At 44.0% G+C, this 17297-nt stretch carries 21 protein-coding genes and 1 riboswitch; of the genes, 19 read left to right on the plus strand and 2 right to left on the minus strand.

All coding sequences use genetic code 11. The annotated features are described in order from the left end of the window. Positions 1-5: 5 nt before the first annotated feature. From J2Z37_RS04250 to J2Z37_RS04320, 15 genes are all read left to right on the plus strand, one after another. Positions 6-401 carry a DsrE/DsrF/DrsH-like family protein gene (locus tag J2Z37_RS04250; protein WP_209808989.1) on the plus strand — a complete coding sequence of 132 codons (396 nt, stop codon included), beginning with the start codon at positions 6-8 and terminating at the stop codon, positions 399-401. A 26-nt stretch (positions 402-427) separates the two neighbouring features. Beyond that, positions 428-1582 carry an MBL fold metallo-hydrolase gene (locus J2Z37_RS04255; protein ID WP_209808990.1) on the plus strand — a complete coding sequence of 385 codons (1155 nt, stop codon included), beginning with the start codon at positions 428-430 and terminating at the stop codon, positions 1580-1582. Positions 1583-1598: 16 nt separating this feature from the next. Further along, positions 1599-1826, plus strand: coding sequence for a sulfurtransferase TusA family protein (locus tag J2Z37_RS04260; protein ID WP_209808991.1), 228 nt, complete (start codon positions 1599-1601; stop codon positions 1824-1826). Positions 1827-1869: 43 nt separating this feature from the next. After that, a complete protein-coding gene (locus J2Z37_RS04265; protein ID WP_209808992.1) occupies positions 1870-2667 on the plus strand; it encodes a sulfite exporter TauE/SafE family protein in 798 nt (265 codons plus the stop codon). 18 nt (positions 2668-2685) lie between these two features. Continuing rightward, positions 2686-3003, plus strand: a complete 318-nt coding sequence (locus J2Z37_RS04270; RefSeq protein WP_209808993.1) for a rhodanese-like domain-containing protein — start codon at positions 2686-2688, stop codon at positions 3001-3003. A 19-nt stretch (positions 3004-3022) separates the two neighbouring features. Continuing rightward, positions 3023-3409 carry a rhodanese-like domain-containing protein gene (locus J2Z37_RS04275; RefSeq protein WP_209808994.1) on the plus strand — a complete coding sequence of 129 codons (387 nt, stop codon included), beginning with the start codon at positions 3023-3025 and terminating at the stop codon, positions 3407-3409. A gap of 103 nt (positions 3410-3512) precedes the next feature. Next, complete coding sequence (locus J2Z37_RS04280; protein WP_209808995.1) at positions 3513-4202, plus strand: response regulator transcription factor; 690 nt, start codon at positions 3513-3515, stop codon at positions 4200-4202. A gap of 13 nt (positions 4203-4215) precedes the next feature. After that, positions 4216-5247 carry a sensor histidine kinase gene (locus J2Z37_RS04285; protein ID WP_245203575.1) on the plus strand — a complete coding sequence of 344 codons (1032 nt, stop codon included), beginning with the start codon at positions 4216-4218 and terminating at the stop codon, positions 5245-5247. A 14-nt stretch (positions 5248-5261) separates the two neighbouring features. Next, entirely contained in the window at positions 5262-5897 is a 636-nt protein-coding gene (locus tag J2Z37_RS04290; protein WP_209808996.1) for a thioredoxin family protein, read from the plus strand. A gap of 83 nt (positions 5898-5980) precedes the next feature. Continuing rightward, positions 5981-6082, plus strand: a riboswitch (SAM riboswitch). A gap of 182 nt (positions 6083-6264) precedes the next feature. Further along, positions 6265-6429 (plus strand): YezD family protein, encoded by a 165-nt coding sequence (locus J2Z37_RS04295; protein WP_209808997.1) that lies wholly within the window; start codon positions 6265-6267, stop codon positions 6427-6429. A gap of 99 nt (positions 6430-6528) precedes the next feature. Continuing rightward, the gene (locus J2Z37_RS04300) at positions 6529-7554 is read left to right on the plus strand and encodes a methionine ABC transporter ATP-binding protein (RefSeq protein ID WP_209808998.1); all 1026 of its coding nucleotides are present in this window, start codon (positions 6529-6531) and stop codon (positions 7552-7554) included. Further along, complete coding sequence (locus J2Z37_RS04305) at positions 7544-8206, plus strand: methionine ABC transporter permease (protein WP_209808999.1); 663 nt, start codon at positions 7544-7546, stop codon at positions 8204-8206. The genes J2Z37_RS04300 and J2Z37_RS04305 overlap by 11 nt, the downstream gene beginning before the upstream one ends. 33 nt (positions 8207-8239) lie before the next feature. Beyond that, positions 8240-9115: a MetQ/NlpA family ABC transporter substrate-binding protein gene (locus J2Z37_RS04310; RefSeq protein ID WP_209809000.1), complete on the plus strand. Its 876-nt coding sequence runs from the start codon at positions 8240-8242 to the stop codon at positions 9113-9115. Positions 9116-9118: 3 nt separating this feature from the next. After that, complete coding sequence (locus J2Z37_RS04315; protein WP_209809001.1) at positions 9119-10315, plus strand: M20 family metallopeptidase; 1197 nt, start codon at positions 9119-9121, stop codon at positions 10313-10315. Beyond that, positions 10312-11697 (plus strand): LLM class flavin-dependent oxidoreductase, encoded by a 1386-nt coding sequence (locus tag J2Z37_RS04320; RefSeq protein ID WP_209809002.1) that lies wholly within the window; start codon positions 10312-10314, stop codon positions 11695-11697. Before J2Z37_RS04315 ends, J2Z37_RS04320 begins: the two co-directional genes overlap by 4 nt. A gap of 222 nt (positions 11698-11919) precedes the next feature. Here J2Z37_RS04320 and J2Z37_RS04325 read toward each other — a convergent pair whose 3' ends face one another. Further along, positions 11920-12282 carry a winged helix-turn-helix transcriptional regulator gene (locus J2Z37_RS04325; RefSeq protein WP_209809003.1) on the minus strand — a complete coding sequence of 121 codons (363 nt, stop codon included), beginning with the start codon at positions 12280-12282 and terminating at the stop codon, positions 11920-11922. Positions 12283-12460: 178 nt separating this feature from the next. Here J2Z37_RS04325 and J2Z37_RS04330 point away from each other — a divergent pair, with 178 nt between their 5' ends. The 4 genes from J2Z37_RS04330 to J2Z37_RS26090 all read left to right on the plus strand — a co-directional run bounded on the left by J2Z37_RS04330 (position 12461) and on the right by J2Z37_RS26090 (position 16554). Further along, a complete protein-coding gene (locus J2Z37_RS04330; protein ID WP_209809004.1) occupies positions 12461-13666 on the plus strand; it encodes an MFS transporter in 1206 nt (401 codons plus the stop codon). Between the two features lie 98 nt (positions 13667-13764). Beyond that, positions 13765-14781 carry an NADH:flavin oxidoreductase/NADH oxidase gene (locus J2Z37_RS04335; protein ID WP_209809005.1) on the plus strand — a complete coding sequence of 339 codons (1017 nt, stop codon included), beginning with the start codon at positions 13765-13767 and terminating at the stop codon, positions 14779-14781. 143 nt (positions 14782-14924) lie between these two features. Then, positions 14925-15959, plus strand: a complete 1035-nt coding sequence (locus J2Z37_RS04340; protein ID WP_209809006.1) for a hypothetical protein — start codon at positions 14925-14927, stop codon at positions 15957-15959. A gap of 64 nt (positions 15960-16023) precedes the next feature. Next, positions 16024-16554 carry a UGSC family (seleno)protein gene (locus J2Z37_RS26090; protein ID WP_425340306.1) on the plus strand — a complete coding sequence of 177 codons (531 nt, stop codon included), beginning with the start codon at positions 16024-16026 and terminating at the stop codon, positions 16552-16554. 182 nt (positions 16555-16736) lie between these two features. On the opposite strand, the gene J2Z37_RS04355 is transcribed toward J2Z37_RS26090, so the two are convergent. Then, a complete protein-coding gene (locus J2Z37_RS04355) occupies positions 16737-17075 on the minus strand; it encodes a hypothetical protein (protein WP_209809009.1) in 339 nt (112 codons plus the stop codon). Between the last annotated feature and the right edge of the window lie 222 nt (positions 17076-17297).

Raw genomic sequence — 17297 nt, forward strand, 5'->3', positions numbered from 1 at the left:
AAGAAATGAGTACAAAAGTAGCGATTATTGCAAGCAATGGTGGATTATTTGATGCCTATAAAGTATTTAACATTGCCACCGCGGCAGCGGCTACGGATGCAGAGGTATCAATCTTCTTTACCTTTGAAGGATTAAACTTGATCCACAAACAGGCTTATCAACAACTTCCTATGCCTGCTGGGAGAGAACATTTTGCCGAAGGATTTAAAGCTGCGAATGTGCCAGCGATTCCTGAATTAGTGGGGATGGCAGTGGAATTGGGAGTGAAAATTATCGCCTGCCAAATGACCATGGATGTGATGAATCTGAAAAAAGAAGATTTCATCGATGGGATTGATGTAGGTGGGGCTGTTACGTTCCTTGACTTTGCAAAAGATGCAAACGTCACGCTTACGTTCTAAATTTTAAGTTAGAGGGGGATGGAAACATGAACACGGCAACCGCTCAAGGTTTACAAGTCATGACTGCCCAAGATGTAGCAAAAATGGTCATGAATAATGAAGAACTGTTTATTTTAGACGTTCGTAATGAAAGTGATTTTAATGATTGGAAAATTGAAGGCGAGAGTATTGAGATTATTAATATTCCTTACTTCGATCTATTAGATGGAGTGGACCCGGCACTATCGAAAATCCCTGAAAGTAAAAAAGTACTTGTTGTCTGTGCGAAAGAAGGCTCATCCAAGTTTGTGGGGGAACAAATTGTTGAAGCCGGAAGAGCAAATGTGTTTTATCTCCAAGGCGGCATGAAAACCTGGAGTGAACATCTGGAACCAGTCAAAGTGGGAGATTTAAAAGCTGGAGGAGAACTTTACCAATTTGTTCGGATTGGGAAGGGTTGTCTATCTTATATGATTATCTCCAATGGGGAGGCTGCGGTTATTGATACCGTGAGGATGACCAGTGTATTTGATGATTTTGCGAAATCACATCAAGCAAAAATCAAACACACCATGGATACGCATCTTCACGCCGATCATATCTCGGGGGGAAAACAGTTAGCTGACCGTGTAGGGGCTACGTACTGGTTACCGCCCAAGGATGCGGAGGAAGTTACCTTTTTATACAATAAACTGGAAGAAGGTCAGGACATCACGGTTGGGAATACCACGGTGAAAATCCATCCGATCTACTCTCCTGGTCATACGATTGGCAGTACATCCTTCATTGTTGATGATCGCTACCTCTTGACGGGTGATATTCTATTTGTAGAGTCCATTGGGCGACCTGATTTAGCTGGAAAAGCGGAAGATTGGGTGGGTGATTTACGACAAACTTTATATGATCGTTTTGCCAAGCTTTCCATGGACCTTGAAGTCCTTCCTGCGCATTTTGGAAAAGTAAGTGAATTAGGGGAGCAAGGAAAAGTATCTGCCCGATTAGGCGATCTATTCAAGCAAAATCCTGGATTGCAAATTCATGATGAACAGGAATTTAGAAGAACGGTAACAGAAAACCTGCCACCACAGCCTAATGCCTATCAAGAAATTCGACAAACCAATATGGGGAAAATGAAACCAACAGAAGATGAACAACAGGAAATGGAAATCGGTCCAAATCGTTGTGCTGTTCATGATAAATAAAAGGAGGAGTTAAAAAATGCAAGCAGATAAAGTCATAGATGCAAAAGGGCTCGCCTGCCCGATGCCCATTGTCAAAACCAAGAAAGCCATGGATGAACTCGGATCAGGTCAGATCTTGGAAGTTCATGCCACAGATAAAGGAGCAAAAAATGACCTAGCGGCATGGGCGAAATCATCTGGACATGAGCTGTTAGAAGATCGGGAAGAAGACGGGGCGTTAAAATTCTGGATCAAGAAAGGGTAACGACTCGTTACCCTCTTTCCAGACATAGGAATGGGGAAAACGAATGGACATCTTGCTTTATATCATCATGTTCGGCTTAGGTTTGTTTGGATCGTTTTTTTCTGGGCTGCTCGGGATTGGCGGGGCGATTATCAATTACCCCCTAATCTTGTATATCCCGCCATTATTTGGTGCCGGCCAGTTTACGGCGCAAGAAGTATCATCCATCAGTATGTTTCAGGTACTATTTGCCTCCTTATCGGGGGTACTCGCTTTTCGCAAGCAGAGTAAAGGTTCGGACGTGAGCGTCATTCATAAAGGACTTGTCATCCAAATGGGAATTAGTATTATGATCGGAAGCTTATTGGGTGGATTGAGTTCAAGATTTTTATCAGGAGAAACTATTAACGTTGTATATGGAGTTTTAGCCATTATTGCTGTCATCTTAATGCTCATTCCGAGAAAGGGAAATAAAGAAAATATATCTTTGGAGGATATCTCTTATAATCAAACGATCGCGATGGTGTCTGCATTTTTAGTAGGGATTGTGTCTGGAATCGTCGGAGCTGGTGGAGCTTTTATCTTAATTCCTATTATGTTAACCGTGTTAAAGATTCCAACTCGAGTTACGATTGCTTCTTCTTTAGCGATCGTTTTGATCTCCGCAATTGGAGGTGTGATTGGAAAACTAGGGGCTGGTCATATCCCAATTCTTCCTACGCTCTTTACTGTCATAGGAAGTCTTATTGGGGCTCCTATTGGTTCTAAGGTTTCGAAGATCGTGAATGTACGCTATCTTAGATATGCTTTAGTGTTCTTGATTTCGATGACGGCAATTAAAATTTGGATGTCAATACTATAACGATGAGGAGGATCCATCATGGCAGTTACATTTAAAGAATACATCCCAGAAGAGGTCATGGAACGGATTAGAAGAAAAGATGATATTGAAATTATTGACGTTCGCGAGCCTGAAGAGTGGGAAGCTGGTCATATTCCTCAGGCGAAACACATTCCGTTGGGAGAACTACCTGAACGTTTCCATGAACTAAACAAAGAGAAAGAAACGATCATGGTATGTCGAAGCGGCAATCGCAGCGCAAAAGCTTGCAGCTTTTTATCCGAAAAAGGAATTCGTGTGACGAATATGGCAGGTGGAATGCTGCAGTGGACGGGGGAAATAAAAACAGGAAAGTAGGATAGAAAGAAGGGGAAAAATGGATTCGTCAACAATTATAAATATTTTAGCAGTATTGGCTATAGCGTGGTTTTTCTACTCCCGATTTGCTCCAACAAAGGGACTGAAAAATCTAAATGCAGAATCCTTTTCAGGTGAGCTGAAGAAAAATTCAAATCAGGTTCTTATTGATGTAAGAGAACCCGGTGAATTTCGAAGTGGATCCATTCCAGGTTCGATTAATATACCTTTATCCCAATTAAAGAATCGAATCGTAGAAATCCCAAAGGATAAGGCCGTGTTTTTGTATTGTCGCAGTGGGATGCGCAGCAAACAGGCAGGTAAAATCTTATCCAAAGCAGGATTCTCCGACTTGGTAAACCTACAGGGAGGGATTATGTCCTATCAGGGGAAATTAAAAAAATAAGTGAAAAAGCACCTTCGTTCATGGGGTGCTTTTTCATTATAAAAGGAAAACTTTATCAAATCTTAATAAAAGCCTTTTATAATGAAGAACGCAGAGGTGTGAGATGAATACAAAAGGTAAATCGATTTTAATCGTTGAAGATGATCCAAAAATTCGACAACTTATCAAGCTTTACTTAGAAAAAGAAGGTTATGAAGTGTTTGAAGCAAAGGATGGTGAAGAGGCGAAAGAGAAGTTTAATCATTACGACCCTTGCTTTATCATTCTCGATCTGATGCTTCCTGTGGTCAGTGGGGAAGAGGTTTGCGAATGGATCCGCATTGAGAAGAAAGGGGAAGTTCCGATCTTGATGGTTTCCGCGAAGGTAGATGAAGAAGATCGGATAAAAGGTCTGCGAATGGGTGCCGATGATTATGTAACGAAACCCTTTAGTCCCGGTGAACTTGTCGCTAGGGTGGAGTCTGTCCTGCGGAGAACGGCGAATCGTTGCAGTAAGATTACCTATCGGGGGGTGACCGTGAAGCCCGTACGTGGGGAGGCCCATTATCGTGGAGAGACGATCCCTTTAACACAGCACGAATTCAAACTTCTCTATTTCATGATGAGGCATCCCAATCAGATTTTAACGAGAGAGCAGATTGTCGATGAATTGTATCCAAATCAAGAGAAGATTGTCAGTGAACGCACGATTGACGTGCATGTTGGAAAACTGAGAGAGAAGGTTCAGGCAGATGGCGAACATCCATTGATCGAAACGGTGAGAGGAATGGGGTATCGATTTGTGGCTTTTTAGAAGTAACAGTCTGTTGTGGAAGTTAATGTTGATTAACAGTGCTGTCATTCTCCTCACGATTTGGTTTGCAGGTTTTTCCGTGAAGGAATTTGCGTGTTTATTAGTGGAACGATACCAAATGATAGGAGACGAAAAAGGCGCTTTATTTAATCAGACGTTGCAAGTCTACCTTTTAAAAGCCAGCATTGCGGCGATCCTGGTTACTGGCTTCCTTCATTATTTCTTTGTCCGAAAGCTAATTCGTCCTTTAAAACAATTGGCACAATCAGCTCGAAGTATGGCAAAAGGCAGTTTCCCGAAACCGTTACCCATTTCTTCCAAGGACGAGATTGGTTCGCTTACATCGGATTTCAATTTTTTGGTACAGAAACTGAAGGAAATGGAAGAAAACAGAAACAAAATGATCATGGATATTTCGCATGAATTGCGTACACCTTTAACCAATATCAATGGTTACTTAGAAGGATTAAGTTCAGGTGTGATGCAGGGCAACCCGGAATTGTTCGCCTCCTTACTTGAAGAATCACAGCACATCAGCCGCTTGGTGGATCAGATCCATCAATTACACCGTTGGCAATCCAAGAAAAAATTTGAAACGAAAACGATTCGTTTGGATGAGTTGATACGAAATTGTGTGGCCCAATTTCAATTGGAATTTGAGAATCATGGCATTCAGCTTGATGGTGAGCTTGAGAGTTGTCTGATGAAAGTCGATGAAGATGGGATCAAGCAAGTGATGTACAATCTTCTTCGTAATGCGGTCAAATATGATGTTGGCGGATGGATCAAGATTCATGCACGAACTATCGGGCATGCTTATGAAGTCGTTGTGACGAACCAAGGTCAACCCATTCCGGCATCCTTATCGGAGCAAGTTTTTGAACGATTTTATCGGCTGGACCCATCCCGCAATCGAGAAACAGGGGGTTCCGGTTTAGGCTTGGCGATTGTCAAAGAAATCATTGAACAGCATGGGGGCCATGTTGGTTTGCGAACGAAGCATGATCACCATTCTTTTTGGTTTACCCTACCAATTACTGAATAGAGGAGAAACGAGAGATGAAAGAGCTTAGAAAAATTTTACTATTTACATTATCCGCGTGTCCGATGGGCCGATCAATCGGAACAGTCCTTACCGAAATCGGCGATCAATACCCGGAGTTTGAAATCGAAAGAGTCTATGTGGAAATTCAGACCGATATGGCCAATCGATATAAAGTGAAAACCAACCCCACCACGGTGTTCTTAAATCCAATGGGGGAAGAGTTGTATCGTTTTGAAGGATTTAAGGAAACCGAAGAGATTCTACAGATCATAGAAGGAATTGAATCTGTGCAATGGGTTGGAAGTCCGATACTGGATGAGAATAGGGAATCGATTGAAGAATATACCGTTTACCTATGGAAAGAAAATGCTACGGTGCCGGTTCAAATCCTGTATCGGAATCTAACATCTATTAAAGCCCCTCGCATTACGGCGATTCGTTGTCTTCTTCAGTATCAAAAAGAAGGATATGAAAATCCTTTTCCATTCGGAACCGAACTAGAATTGGTTCAATTTAAAGACGGTCAAGGACAGATCGACCTCAAGGTGAAGCAGAAGGTCAATGAACAGACAGTAGAAATGATGCATTTGTGCTTACAAAAAACACTGCAGCACTTTGGGGTCAATGAAGTGAAGATGTCCTTGCTCTGATGTAAAAATATGAAATAATTTTAAAATACTCATTGACAGATGATTAAATCCCATGTAAATTATTAGTAACAATTAAATGAAATTTCTTATCCAGAGAGGTGGAGGGATTTGGCCCTGTGAAGCCTCGGCAACAGACTCGTAGAGTACTGTGCCAATTCCAACAAGCATTGCTTGAAAGATAAGAAGAGTGAAGTATACAGTATACTGATTACTTTAACCCTCTTCTTCATGGAAGAGGGTTTTTAGTTTTTAAAGATGGCTAATTGGTCGACCAAAGGCCTTGATCATTCAACGAGGGGGGATGGTATTGGCATTTAGCCTAGCCTAGTATGTCTTAATAACCTATTAATCCGATGGGGGAACTTATATGGGGAAAATTGATGATCCGCAAATTAACCATATTGTCGCTACGTTAAAAGCTTTAGAATTTGGGTCCGTCGTCATTACGGTTCATGACGGGGAAATTACCCAGATCGACACAACCGAGAAAAAGCGGTTTTCCTTAACGAAAAATCAACAAACAAAAAAATAAGTGAATGCCGATTAGACGACTAAAGGCATCTTGCATTTCGATAAGCATTTATCGGGTGTAAGATGCCTTTTTTCATGCTTAGAAAAGGGAGGGGTTGCCTTGATCACATTTGATCGTGTTAATAAAGTTTTCGGTTTCGAAGGAAGGGAGGTTCATGCTGTTAAGGATGTTTCCCTGACGATTCATCAAGGTGAGATTTTTGGGATTGTCGGATTTAGTGGGGCGGGAAAGAGTACGCTTTTGCGGCTTGTCAACCAATTAGAGCGGCCCACATCTGGAAAGGTCATTGTTAACGGTCTGGAAATTTCATCGATTTCCCAACAGGAGCTTCGGAAATTAAGAAGGCGGATCGGGATGATTTTTCAATCGTTTAATCTGTTTAATTCCCGTACTGTTTATGGAAATGTGGCCTATCCGTTAAAACTGGCTAAGAAATCAAAGAAGGAAGTGGATGATCGCGTTAAGGAGCTGCTGCGTTTTGTCGGATTAGAAGATAAAGCAGGTCAATATCCGGAGCAGTTGTCGGGTGGACAGAAACAGAGGGTAGGGATTGCCAGAGCCCTTGCTACATCACCAGAGATTCTGATTTGTGATGAAGCCACCTCTGCTTTGGACCCGGAGACAACCGAGGAGATCCTCCACCTCCTGAAAAAAGTCAATGAGGAATATAACATTACGATTTTATTGATCACACATGAGATGAACGTTGTTCGGCGGATTTGTGATCGGATGGCGGTGATGGAGAAGGGCCAAGTCATTGAACAAGGAAGTGTATATGAAATTTTTACCAACCCGAAATCGAAAACAGCGAAAAACTTTGTCAGCTCTTTGTTGAACGACAAGTTGTCGCCCAAGTTGCTGGAGAGAATACGCAGAGATCATTCGGGGCGGATCTATCGGGTGATTTTTACCAGAGATAATTCGAGTGAGCCGATTTTGTCGCTGGTAGCCCAAAAATATCAAATTGTTTTCAGTATTTTGTACGGCAGCATTCATGAATTTCAGGATCGACTGTTTGGCAATCTGATTGTGGAGTTTCGAGGATCGGATGTAGAGGTGGACCGAGTCGTCGAAGAACTGAAAACGATGGTGGAAGTAAGGGAGGTGACGGAACATGAGAGTTGATTGGGTAACGTTTTGGCCGCGGATTTTGGAGGCGACAGGGGAAACGATCACGATGGTGATATTTACCTTAGTGTTTTCTAGTATGATCGGGATTGCCATGGGGCTGTTATTTTTCGTTACGCGGAAAGGAAACATCCTGGAGAACAAATTCATCTTTTCATTCCTCAACATCCTGGTGAATATTGTTCGGCCGATTCCGTTTATCATTTTGCTTGTTGCGCTTAGCCCACTCACCCGAGCAGTCATGGGGACAACGATCGGAACCGCAGCAGCGGTATTCCCCATGACGATCGCGGCTTGCTTTGCCGTAGCACGGATTGTCGAGAATAATCTAGTTTCGATTGACCCCGGAATTATTGAAGCAGCGCAGGCGATGGGGGCAAGTCCGTTACGAATCATCTTTGGTGTGCTCATACCGGAAGCGTTAGGTCCGCTGATTCTCGGTCTTACATTTGTTACGGTCGGACTTGTGGATTTCTCCGCGATGGCCGGAACGGTTGGGGGTGGGGGCTTAGGTGATCTGGCCATGTCTTACGGATATCAGCGATTTGATACATCTGTGATGATTGTGACGGTGGTGATTTTAATTCTGCTAGTGCAGATCGCTCAGTTTGTTGGCAACTTTTTATCGCGAGTTTTCTTACGTAGGTAAGTATATTCACATAAAAAAGGAGAGGTTTCAAAAATGAAAAAACCATTACTTGCTTTCTTATCAACCATTTTAGTTGTTTCGCAACTTACCGCCTGCAGCATTTCTTCTGGGAAAGCTTCCAGTGAGGTGGTGAAAATCGGCGTGACAGCAGCGGACGGACCGTATTGGACACTAATTGAAGAAAAAGCAAAGGCAAAAGGAATCGACATTGAACTCGTTGAGTTTTCCGATTATATCCAGCCAAATAGTGCATTAGCCAATGGTGAGATCGATATGAATTCATTCCAACACCTAGCTTTTCTCGGGCCAGCGAATGTAGAAAATGGATTCGATATCGTTCCGATTGCATCCACAACGATTAACCCAACGGGGATCTACTCGGAGAAATATAAGGATCTCGCAAACATCCCGGATGGCGCGAAAATTTCCATATCCAATGACCCTGCTAATTTAGGGCGAGGCTTACTCTTACTTGAAGCAGCAGGACTCATTGAACTAAAAGAGGGAGCAGGGATTTATGGGACTTTGGACGATATCGCGAAAAACCCTAAAAACCTAGAAATCATTCCTGTGGTATCCCAACAGACGGCACGTGCGCTTCCCGATGTGGCTGCCTCTGTTATTAACAATGGGATCGCAGGTCAAGCCGGCCTCAATTTTAAAGATGCTTTGCTCTATGATGACCCAAATAGTGAACAAGCACGCCCCTATATTAATGTATTCGCTGTTCGTGAGGAGGAAAAAGACAACGAAACCTACAAAACGATTGCTAAACTCTATCAGGAATCGGATGTGAAAGAAGCGGTGATCGCAGATACCAATGGGGGAAGTATTGTGGTCGATATTCCAGTTGAAGATTTGCAAGCGACACTTGATCAATTAGAAGAAAGTATTAAAAAGGGGGAGTAATCGATGCGTACGAAACTAGCAAATATCCGTGAAGAGGTTATCCATCATATTGATAGACAAAGAGATTTATATATCCAAACGAGCCATCTGATTCATGAAAATCCTGAGATTGGTAACCAAGAATTTTTAGCTTCGGGATGGTTAATAGATATCTTGCGTGCGGATGGTTTTGAGGTCACGCAGAATGTAGCAAGTCATGAAACGGGTTTTGTAGCGCGAAAGTCTTCTGCGAGGCCTGGTCCTGCGATCAGCTTTTTAGCTGAGTATGATGCACTTCCTGGGCTTGGTCATGCTTGCGGTCATAATATCATTGGGACGACAAGTGTAGCCGCTGCTATTGCTTTATCACAAGTAATAGATGAAATTGGTGGATCTGTGTATGTATTTGGGACACCTGCAGAAGAAGGCGGACCCAACGGCAGCGCAAAGGCGAGTTTTGTCAAAGCCGGACTTTTTCAGGATATTGACGTAGCCCTGATGATTCATCCATCAGCCAAAACAAGTTTAACGGGTTCATCCTTGGCCGTGGATCCACTTGATTTTCATTTCTACGGAAAAGCCGCCCATGCCTCTGGATCTCCAGAGAAGGGGATTAATGCACTCGATGCGGTGATCCAATTGTTTACTGGAATCAACGCCTTGCGTCAGCAGCTTTCATCGGAAATTCGAGTGCATGGGATCATCACTCATGGTGGCGATGCTCCCAATATCATCCCGGACTACGCCTCCGCCAGATTTTTTATTCGCGGGGTGACCTGGGATCAAGTAGAGGAAACGGTCGCGAAGATTCGGGGGATCGCACAGGGAGCCGCACTTGCCACAGGGGCTACGGTTCGGATTGAACGATTCCAAAATGAAGTTCGTGAGCTCTTGCGAAACGCAGCGCTGGATGAAGTACTGGCCGAGGAACTGGAGTCGTTGGGCGAGATTGTGAATCGGGAACCAAAGAAAGGGCTTGGCTCGACAGATGCGGGGAATGTGAGTCAGGTGGTTCCGACGGCGCATCCGCATATCAAAATCGGATCGGTAGAATTGATTGGACATACGAATGAATTTCGGGAAGCGGCAAGGTCTCCGAGAGGTGATGACGCGCTTGTTACAGGGGCGAAGGCGCTTGCTTTGACTGGCTTCCGATTGCTTTCAGATGAGTCGTTGTTGGCTGAGGTTAAAAAGGAATTTGAAGGAGTGAAACAAAAATGAACAAACAGATTCTTTTAAATGCCTTTGATATGACAGGGGCCATGCACAATTCACACGGATTGTGGAAACACCCGGAAAATAGGCGACACCGGCGCTATAAGGACTTGGACTACTGGATCGAAATGGCTAAACTTTTGGAACGTGGGAAGTTTGATGCAATCTTTTTGGCTGACGTGTTAGGGGTTTATGATGTTTACGGGGCTAGCAAAGCCCCTTCCATTCGCGACGGAGTCCAGGTTCCATTGAATGACCCAGCTTTTGTGATTCCAGCGATGGCCAGTGTGACCAAGCATCTTTCTTTTGCTGTCACTGTGAGTACGACTTATGAGCAGCCATTTGGTCATGCGAGACGGTTGTCCACTTTGGATCATTTGACAAAGGGGCGGGTCGCTTGGAATATTGTGACCTCGTATCTCCCAAATGCCGCTCGAAACTTTGGTTTATCAGATATGATTCAACACGACAAACGCTATGAGGTGGCTGATGAGTTCCTGGAAGTTTGCTATAAGCTATGGGAAGGAAGCTGGGAGGACGGCGCAGTGATCGAAGATGTGAAAAACGGGGTGTTAGTGGACCCGGCGAAAGTCCATGAGATTCATCATCGGGGCGAGTATTATTCTGTCGAGGGACCCCATTTAACGGAACCTTCTCTACAGCGAACACCGGTGATGTTTCAGGCGGGCACTTCGGAAAAGGGTAAGGATTTTGCCGCAAAACACGCGGAGTGTGTGTTTGTGGGGGGGACTCCTGAGAAAATTAAAGCCGCGGTCGAAGACATTCGTAGTCGGGCAGAAAGGTATGGGCGAAATCCTGAGCATATCAAGGCTTTTACCTTTTTGAATGTGGTAGTGGCGGAAACGAGTGAGGAGGCGGAGTCCAAGTTTCTGGAAGCAGCTGTATATTGGAGCGGGGAAGCGGCAAAAGCCCAGTTTGGCGGATCGAGCGGCTATGACTTGTCTCAATATTGCGATTTGGATCAACCCTTTGAATATAAGCACACGGAGCATGGTCAATCCAGGGCTAAATCCGTGACCAAAGATGCACCGAGGATTCTTACCGTTCAGGAAGTGCTTCAACAGTTTGAGTCATTACAACGAGGGAGTGTCATTGTAGGCAACCCGATAGAGGTGGCGGACGCGATCCAATCCCAATTTGAGGCATCAGGCGTCGACGGTTTTAACTTAGCACACCTAGTAACACCCGGGAGTTTAGAGGACTTCGTTGACCTGGTGGTTCCTGAGCTGCAAAGACGAGGGATCTATAAAAAGGAGTATAAAGAAGGGACTTTTCGAGAGAAGTTGTTTGGAAAGGTAGGGAGTGTGTTACCCGAGGATCATCCAGGTAGTCAATATCGAAGGGATGTAAAAGCGTCTGCCTTGTAGGCAGTTTTAATAACCGGATCTCCGGTTAATCGGTCTAAAAAGGAAATTCAGCCTAAAATAGGCGGAGCTTTTCCGGTTAAACTTAAGAAAATAGGCATTCTACGCAAATCTATCTGATGATAGTCGGAAATTCTCCGCTTATTTACCCCTAAAATAATAGGATGGGAAAAATAAGCGGAAATTGTCCGGTTAACTCAATTGGCTGGACACATCATTTTCACCTTACTTATTTAAAACATTATCCTCTAAGACAGACGATGTATCACCATGTACTTTGATAATATGATTTTTCCCCCAATGACAAAGGGAGTCTAAAATACTCTGCAAACTCCAGCCATATTCACTGAGTTCATATTCCACTCTGGGAGGTACTTCATTATAACTGATTCGATTAATGATCCCATCTTCTTCTAATTCCCGAAGTTGTTGTGTTAACATTTTTTGTGTAATCGCAGGCATCAGGCGTTTCAATTCACTTGTCCTCTTTTTCCCATGGGTTAAGTGACATAGGATCACACATTTCCATTTCCCACCGATCACTTCCAATGTGGCCTCTACTGAAATATTATACTTTTTCTTGACCATCCTTTTCCCCCTCCTTCTGATAGGCACTTTTTAGTGCCTATACTACTTTTCGGTATCTATAGCACAATAAAGTGCGTACTTTTCCTTTTGATTTATACACTACATAATACATTTAACAGAAGGTCATATCAAACATGGATCTTCTATGGAAATATAGATCATTTTGAGGAGGAGAGAAATGCCCACAGATAGAAATAGAAGTATTTTCGCATTGCTAGCACTCGCTATTAGTGCCTTTGCTATTGGGACAACGGAATTCATCAGTGTTGGCCTTTTGCCGCTTGTGGCAGAGGATCTACATGCATCCATGACAACAGCCGGATTAACCGTTTCTTTATATGCATTAGGAGTAACCTTCGGAGCACCGATTCTTACGGCGATGACATCGAGGATGTCACGAAAATCCTTGTTACTTTGGGTGATGATTATTTTTATTGTCGGGAATACGGTGGCTGCTTGTGCTGGCAGTATTAGTGTCCTATTAATTGGTCGTATTGTTTCTGCCTTTTCACATGGTGTATTCATGTCGATTGGCTCTACGATTGCGGCTGATTTGGTATTGGAAGATCGTAGAGCGAGTGCGATATCCATTATGTTTTCAGGGCTGACAGTGGCAACCGTTACAGGTGTCCCGTTGGGTACATTTATTGGGCAACAATTTGGTTGGAGATTGGCCTTCATAGCCATTACTGTAGTCGGTGTCATAGCTTTCATCGCTAACAGTATTCTTGTTCCATCTGACTTGCGAAAAGGATCGCGCATTACCTTCCACGATCAACTAAAAGTGATTACGAATGGCCGTTTGATTCTTTTATTTTTAATCACATCTTTGGGGTATGGAGGAACTTTCGTTGTTTTTACTTATTTATCTCCATTACTTCAAAAGATAACAGGGTTTAACGAAGAGATGGTTGCTGTTATTTTGCTTGTTTACGGCGTTGCCATAGCAATTGGAAATGTCCTTGGTGGGAGGGCAGCGAATCGTAAGCCTTTGGTCGCCTTATTTTATATGTTTATTTTGCAAGCGATTGTGTTGTTGGTTTTATCATTTACCGCACCATTCAAGGTGGCTGGATTGATTACGATCTTTTTCATGGGGCTATTAGCTTTTATGAACGTTCCTGGATTGCAAATATATGTAGTGATGTTAGCAGAACGTTTTGTACCAACAGGAGTTGATGTGGCTTCGGCGATCAATATCGCGGCGTTTAACGCTGGTATTGCAATAGGATCCTACTTTGGCGGAATCATTACAGATTCCATCGGACTCATTCATACACCATGGATTGGTGCAATCATGGTTCTGGGAGCTGTTTTGCTAACCGGTTGGAGTATTATGCTGGAAAGAAAAGATCAAGACAATGAACAGGTAAAAGCTGCATGACAGAGAACTAAATAAACAGAGGTTGTTCCAACTATGGAGAGGAATCAATGAAAGATGTCTCTGCAATAAATATTATTCTAAAAGGAGTGCACTTCCCTATGTTATTCAGTCCATTTACTTTAAAAGGTTTACATTTGAAAAATCGGATCGTGATGCCTCCCATGTGTCAGTATTCGGTAGAGGCTAAGGATGGGAAACCGAATGATTGGCATTATGTTCATTATGTTAGTAGAGCCGTTGGGGGCACAGGACTGATCATTATGGAAATGACCGATATTGAACCGGACGGCCGAATTACAGATCAGGATTTGGGACTTTGGAGTGATGACCACATTGATTCTTTTGCCCGGGTGATCCAAGGTGTTCACAAGCACCAAGCCAAGATTGGCATTCAGATCGCCCATGCAGGCAGAAAATCACAATGTGCAGCGATCCCAGTCGCTCCCTCTCCGATCGCCATGGAAGGATACAAAACACCTAGGGAATTAACGACAGAAGAAGTAAAGGGAATGGTCCGGAAATATAAAGAAGCAGCCGAACGGGCAGTGGCCGCTGGGGTGGATGTCATTGAAATTCATGGGGCGCATGGGTATTTAATTCATCAGTTTGTATCACCGTTAACGAACAAGCGATCTGACGAGTACGGAATGGATCGGACCAAATTCGGCGTGGAAGTCATTGAAGCGGTAAAAGAAGTCATTCCGGATTCTATGCCACTCTGCATAAGGGTTTCGGGTGTTGAATATACTCCAGGCGGTTATGACCTGGAATATATGATTGAGGTTTGTCGGCGTTACCGTGAAGCGGGTGTTGATATTTTCCATGTTTCTTCTGGCGGCGAAGGTCCCATTCCTTCTTTTGCACGTCCAAATATATATGAAGGTTATCAGGTGCCCTTGGCTCGAGCCATTAAACAGGCACTAGACGTACCTGTCATCACGGTAGGGTTGCTTCATCAGCCTGTTATGGCCAATTCAATTATTGGTAATGGGGATGCAGAGTTGGTAGCGATCGGGAGAGGGATCCTTAGAGATCCTTATTGGGCACACCATGCAGCACTGGAGCTGAAGGTCAAGCCAGATGTGTCTGAACAATACGTTCGGGCTTTTAATTAACACCTAGATTGTATTGAGCGTCGCCAAAATAAATTCCCAACCCCGATACGGGGTGCCCCCGTTATCAAATTATGGTATAATTAAACAAATATTTCTGAAGATAAAAATATAATAGAAAAGCGGTGAGTCTATTGGGAGAATGGGTGTCCGAACAAATCGCGTTAAAAGATCCATTGGAGGCGATGGAGCATTTTTTTATGATGGGTTGGACGGACGGGTTGCCGGTTGTTCCTCCGACGCCCGAAAAAGTGGAGGCCATGCTAAATGAGGCAGGACTTACGGGAAGTGAAGTCATCGGCAGAATCGCTGAACGTAATAGTGTCATCACAGCGGAAAAGGTGGCGATTAACGCGGTGATGGCGGGATGTTTGCCAGCATACATGCCGGTTGTGATGGCAGCTGTGCAGGCGGTGCTCGATCCAGCTTTTGGTGTACACGGACCGACTGTTAGTACTGGGGGAGCGGCCATGTTGGTGATTGTCAATGGTCCGATCATTCAACAGATTGGCCTCAACTCGGGAAAAAATTTGATGGGTACCGGGCACCGGGCGAACCTGACGATCGGACGTGCCGTAAGGCTTGTTCTGCAGATCGCCGGGGCAGGGGCGAAGTTCGATCAAACCACGATTGGCCATCCGGGAAAAATCAGTTTTTGCATTGCTGAAGCAGAACAAGAAGATTGGGAACCACTGCATGTTCAAAGAGGATTTCAGCGTACGGACAGCGCGGTCACGGTGTTTGCGTCGGAGGGGCCGAACCAGATCTATAATCATGTCGCCACAAATCCAGAGCAGCTTTTGCTGTCTTTTGCTGACCGCATGACCCCTTTTTCAACATTTAATATGCAGCGAAACACCCAGTGTGTTGTGGTGGTGTGTCCAGAGCATTTAGCAACTATCCAGAGATATGGGTGGGATAAAACGCGTGTTCAGCAGTTTTTGTTTGAACAAGCAAGACGTCCGCGAGCGGACCTAGAAAAGTTTGGTTTCCCAGTGGAATCAGCTTTAGGGGATAAAGACTGGATAACCGTTGCGCCATCACCGGAAGATATTTTGCTTGTTGCGGGCGGTGGGCCTGCGGGCAGTTTCTCTTCTTATATTCCTGGGTGGGCGAGTATGGATCAAAGTGTCGCGATAACCAAGCCGATTACGACAGCAGCTGCCTGCGGGGATACTTGAAGTACCTAATCATAAGATCCGTGTGATCTTTTATCTATCACTTAGTGAAAGGATGTTGTTGTTGATGGCGGAACCATTCATCGTGTTGAATCCTGCACAGGAATCAATCGTATCGTCCGAAAAAGCGGCAAATCGTTTAACGACCTTGGATGACAAGGTTTTAGCGGTAGTAAATAACGGAAAACGAAATTCGGACGTTATCTTGCAAACTTTACTTGCACAGATTAAACAGCGCTACAATTTGAAGGATGTCATTTGGATCGATAAGAAAAATCCCTCTTTGCCCGTAACCGATGTGATGTTAGAACAACTGCAATCCAGCCATGCCGTGATCGCCGGGGTAGGGGACTGAGGGTCCTGCAGCTCAAGCAGTGTGCTTGATGGGTTGATTATGGAAAAAAGAAGGATACCAGCAGCGGTCATTTGTACGGAAGTTTTCATGGAACAGGGCAGAAACACGGCCTATGTTCATGGGTTTGCGGAATACCCCATCGTCGAAGTATTTCATCCGATTACCAATGCATCGATTGAAGATTTGAACAAAGAAGCGGAGCGTGTACAGCAGGAGGTCATTGACCTTTTGCTAGACAGATAGGCGGAGAAATTCCGCTTATTTTTTTAGAATCTATTAGAATGTGCAAAATAGGCGGAGAATTTCCGATTATCGCTTGGGAAGTTGCGTAGAATATTACTTTTCCCAACATTAACCGGTAAAACTCCGCCTATTTTTAATAAATTGACGATATCCAATCAATTAACCGGACTTTCTCCGTTTATTCAATCCACACCGCCTCCGCCATCGCCCCCGCCGGAGGATGAATCAGAGTCACCTCCCCAGTCAAAAAAGCTTCCGCCGCCGCCATCCGCACTGCTGGACGCATAGCGACCTTTTGAACGCTTCTTTTTATTATATTTAGCGTATTTTCTTCGATTCGATGCTTTTCTAATCTTGCGGACCAATGTCACCACAACGGCCACGATCATCCAACCACACCAAAGCAGAATCCACGCCCTATAAAAGAGGATAGTAACTTGAGACAATTGATCCACATCAATCTGGGCTAGAGGAATCACGATCGTAAGTATACCGATCAGAAAGGGAAGCCAGAAAACCATCTCACACATCTCCAATCCATCAAATAAATAAGCAAAATAAAAACAGCTTATAAGGGGGTAACCGTCGATGGATAACGATTACAAGCTGCTATTTCCTTTGTCAATACTTCAAAATCTATTATCCTAAGAATCAGTGAGCATTTACAAGGTTCTAAACTCCTTTGTTTTGAGGGAGATTAGGCCTTTTTTCATGGTTAGGACCCCGGCCTTTTTCGATTGCTT

Origin of the sequence: Ammoniphilus resinae (assembly GCF_017873965.1) — a bacterium.
Taxonomy (GTDB): Bacteria; Bacillota; Bacilli; order Aneurinibacillales; family RAOX-1; genus Ammoniphilus_A; species Ammoniphilus_A resinae.